The sequence below is a fragment of the Zhongshania sp. genome (assembly GCF_041584495.1).
Lineage (GTDB): Bacteria > Pseudomonadota > Gammaproteobacteria > Pseudomonadales > Spongiibacteraceae > Spongiibacter.
Window position 1 is genome coordinate 1 of sequence record NZ_JBFHDY010000207.1, and the last position, 3,210, is coordinate 3,210.

Consider the following 3,210-nt stretch of genomic DNA (forward strand, 5'->3'; position numbering starts at 1 on the left):
CCCAAGTCACCGGCGTAGAGTTGCGCCAAGAACTGGTCGACCTCTGCAAGAACACCGCCGCAAAGTTAAGCTTGCAGGGCATCACATTTGAACAGGGCGAGGTCCAACACTTCGCGGCCCAGGACATTAACGTCATGATCGCCCTACACGCCTGCGACACTGCCACCGACTACGCAATTCACATGGGAATTCACAGCAACGCCGACATTATTATGTGCTCGCCCTGCTGCCACAAACAACTTCGCCCCCAGCTGAAAAGCCCAGCACCGCTCGCGCCACTGCTCCAACACGGCATTCACCTTGGCCAAGAGGCCGAAATGCTAACAGATGGTTTACGCGCCCTGCTGCTGGAAGCGCATGGTTACGACACCAAGGTCTTTGAATTTATTTCTTTGGAGCACACCAGTAAAAACAAAATGATATTGGCACAAAAGCGGCGTCAACACCGCGACAACAGTGCAGTGCTACAACAAATTGCCGATATTAAGACCTTTTACGGTATCCAAGAGCACTGCCTAGAGCGTCTACTTAACGACGGCGCCTCGCCGCAATGCCAGAAAGCCTAGGCTGGCACTGCCGAATGGGCGTAAACCCTGCTCCGCAAGCCACTCACATCGAAGGGCTGCCAGCGATCTTCGCGCTGCGCCAAACGCTCCGCCACGGCGTACATTACCGCAACATTATGGGTTAAACCGACGTGACTGCCCGGCACCCGCAAATTTTCAGTATTATTATTTAACTCCTTATCGATACAGAACTGCCAATCGACAATACCGTCACCCTCACTGTACATGGCCGTGGACGGCACCGTCGGCGTCGCTTGCCAACAGTTTTGCCACTCTAACATTGGATCCGTTCGAGCACCGGGATTCATCATTTCGTAAAGTTTTAAGACCGGCCCAGTGACCCCATCCATACTAGGAATATGGATTGGCGAGCCCAAGGTAATGACTTGGCGAACAATATCCGGATTTTTGTAGGCCAAGGTTCGAGCGTAAATTCCCCCCAAGCTCCAGCCAATCACACTGGCTTTACGACAGTGGCGGGCAACAAGCTCTTTTACGTGGCGCTCGTAAGCCAAGTACTTTTGCTCGGACATACCGCTATTTAAACCCTGCTCCCAACCATAAGCCGCAAAACCGCGACGGCGCAAAAAGCCCCGCAGCGCAGCGGTGCCGCCATCGCCGGTCATAAAGGACGGCGCTACCACCACGGGGTGACCATCGCCGCACTTTATTTTGTCCAGTGTTGAACGAAAACTGACCATTGCCAGCATTTCAAAAATAACCCGTACCTCACTTGCTGTGCGCAACGGCGTGGGCTGCCCCGTTTTATTCTTGTTTTGAGCCATGATTACCTCGTTATATTCCGACAAGCGGTCTAGAAGGTAACAACCATATAACCTAAGTTTCCCGCTAAGTGCAATACCGCGTTAATGCTGTATAACGATGCGGGGAATATAATGAGCGCGAAATAGGGACTTACCGCAGGATTAGTATGTGCTTTCTAATTAATCTCCGTACTCTTGCACCCAAGTCAGCGAGTAATAGCAGTTCTCGCCGAAATCTGGCTCTAAATAGCCGACTATTTCATTCTCAATGAGGACGTCATCATGACCGAAGCAAGTAAAATCGAAAAAGCTAACGCACTGGCAAAAGAAGTGTTTTTGGCAAACCTAGGTCTGGCTGGCAAAGTCTTTGAACAAAGCCAAGAAGTACTTAAGCAGACCGAAGCTAAAATCAAAGAAACTGAAACCAAAGCTAAAGACGCTTACAGCAAGCGCAATGAATTCTTTGACAGCTTGGTAGCGCGTGGCGAAAAAGTACAGAGCGACGCAGTTTCTAAATTTGAGTCTAGCAAGTCACAAGCTATCGCTAAATTCAACGACACCAAAGCGCAAGCTATCGCCAAGTTCGAAGAACTGAAAAGCGAAAGCAACACAGCAGTAGAAGCTCAGCTGAAAACCCTGCGTGACGGCTTTGAAAAAGTGAAGTCTAAAGTTTCGCGCAGCGCTGCTGAAGCAACTGACGTTGTAGCTGAAGCCACCGCGTCGTAAGCATTCGGTGCCCGTTAGGGTGCCAAATCCTAGGTCTTTATCTCACCTATGCTTTTGCACGATGCGCCGTATGGCCATCGTGCTTTTTTCATAGCTAAGTTCAGACTCACAGTTTCCGCACCGGCAAGGTATTCTTACTGGTGTACCAGATTCAGTTATTTTATTTTGCAATGGAGAACGCCATGAGCAAAGACAGCAAAAAAAGCCTGCAGGATCTTAAAGACGCCACCAACCACGCTGGCGAAGTTGCTAAAAGTATTTGGCTTGCCGGCCTTGGCGCCTACGGCCGCGCTTACGATGAAGCCCACGAGGCCTTAGAGAAAGCCAGTAAAGAAACCCCTAAACTGTTCACTGAACTCGTGGACAAGGGCAATCGTTTAGAAACCCAGGCCCGCGCCAAACTTGGTGAAGCTACCAATATTGGTAAGACTATTTCCATTGAAGAGCGCATTAGTAAAATGCGTGCCAGCCTTGGTTTTGGTCACACTGCCAGTGCTGACGATCTAAGCCGTTTAGAGAAGAAGCTCGATGCCCTTAGCAAAAAAGTAGACGCGCTAAGCAAAGCAGCTAAACCGGCCGCCGAAGCAGCTGAGCCCAAGACTGCCGCAAAAGCAGCACCTAAAGCGAAAGCACCGCGTAAAGCACCCGCAAAGAAAGCTGTCGCTAAGTAAGCGGAGCTCATCTCTAAAGGGAAGATGAAGCTTTCATCTTCCCTTTTAGTAACACCCAAACTTCCGCTGATCTAATCGACATCGCTGGACACAGACGCTGGGTTCATGGCACCTTGTCGCTTCGCTCACAGGAGTCTGTTATCTCGGATGAAAACCCGCGACAAAATATTATTAAGCAGTCTCGCCCTATTTAATACTGACGGCGAACCCAATGTCACCGCCGTTGATATCGCCAATGAACTCGATATTAGTCCCGGAAATCTTTATTACCATTTCCACGGCAAAGACGAAATCATTCCCGAACTCTACGCCGCCTTCGAACTTGAACTGATTGATATCCTCAGTGCACCACTGCAAAAAAACCTTGGCGCCCAAGACACCTGGTTTTATTTGTACATCGTTTTTGAACACATTTTTAATCACCGCTACCTGTATCGCAATCTCAACGATATTCTTCAGCGCTACCCACAAATCGCCAAGAAA

The 3,210-nt window shown here is 49.6% G+C and carries 5 protein-coding genes; 4 read left to right on the forward strand and 1 reads right to left on the reverse strand.

Translation table 11 applies throughout. The features are described 5' to 3' along the window. On the forward strand, positions 1–566 hold a 566-nt coding region (locus ABYP33_RS18065; protein WP_373092638.1), incomplete at its 5' end, for a methyltransferase. Here ABYP33_RS18065 and ABYP33_RS18070 read toward each other — a convergent pair. Beyond that, the gene (locus ABYP33_RS18070) at positions 563–1,351 is read right to left on the reverse strand and encodes an alpha/beta hydrolase (protein ID WP_373092639.1); all 789 of its coding nucleotides are present in this window, start codon (positions 1,349–1,351) and stop codon (positions 563–565) included. The two genes, ABYP33_RS18065 and ABYP33_RS18070, sit on opposite strands and share 4 nt — an antisense overlap. A 261-nt stretch (positions 1,352–1,612) precedes the next feature. Between ABYP33_RS18070 and ABYP33_RS18075 the strand changes: the two genes are divergently transcribed. From ABYP33_RS18075 to ABYP33_RS18085, 3 genes are all read left to right on the forward strand, one after another. Next, positions 1,613–2,056 (forward strand): hypothetical protein, encoded by a 444-nt coding sequence (locus ABYP33_RS18075; protein WP_373092640.1) that lies wholly within the window; start codon positions 1,613–1,615, stop codon positions 2,054–2,056. Positions 2,057–2,238: 182 nt separating this feature from the next. Next, positions 2,239–2,727, forward strand: coding sequence for a phasin family protein (locus tag ABYP33_RS18080; protein WP_050985235.1), 489 nt, complete (start codon positions 2,239–2,241; stop codon positions 2,725–2,727). Between the two features lie 147 nt (positions 2,728–2,874). After that, on the forward strand, positions 2,875–3,210 hold a 336-nt coding region (locus ABYP33_RS18085; protein WP_373092641.1), incomplete at its 3' end, for a TetR/AcrR family transcriptional regulator.